Origin of the sequence: Desulfobulbus alkaliphilus (assembly GCF_016918545.1) — a bacterium.
GTDB lineage: Bacteria > Desulfobacterota > Desulfobulbia > Desulfobulbales > Desulfobulbaceae > Desulfobulbus > Desulfobulbus alkaliphilus.
In genome coordinates this window covers 1-434 of the sequence record NZ_JAFFQC010000280.1, presented here as the reverse complement: position 1 = coordinate 434, position 434 = coordinate 1, and the positions used below count along the sequence as shown (strand labels likewise).

Annotated in this window: 1 pseudogene; it reads right to left on the bottom strand. The window is 68.2% G+C overall.

Annotated elements, in window-relative coordinates:
- A pseudogene (locus tag JWG43_RS18525) lies at positions 1 to 434 on the bottom strand (prolyl oligopeptidase family serine peptidase); the annotation flags it as partial.

Sequence of the window (434 nt, the reverse complement as noted above, 5' to 3'; positions counted from 1 at the left end):
CCAGTAGAATGTCGCGCCGACGTTGCCGGCCAGCGACCATTGGTTCTGCAGGCCGGGCACGATCGTGCGCGGCCGCGCGGCTGGATCGGTCAGGTCGAGCACGGTGATCTCGTAGCGATTGTCCGTGCCCTCGGTGGTGGTGATGACCAGCCAGCGGCCGTCCTCGGTCACCTGAGCGCTGTGGCCGCGACGCGGCTGTGCCGGCGTCGCATAGATCAGCCGGTCGGCATCCTGCGCGGTGCCGAGGCGATGGAAATACACCGCCTGGTTTTCGTTCAGCGCCTGGAACTGCGCGTCCGCCGGTGGTGCGGGGAAGCGCGAATAGTAGAAACCCGAGCCGTTGTGCGCCCACGACAGGCCGGAGAACTTCACCCAATGCAGCTCGTCCGGCTGCACCCGCCCGCTCGCCACGTCGAGCACGTGCAGCGTGCGCC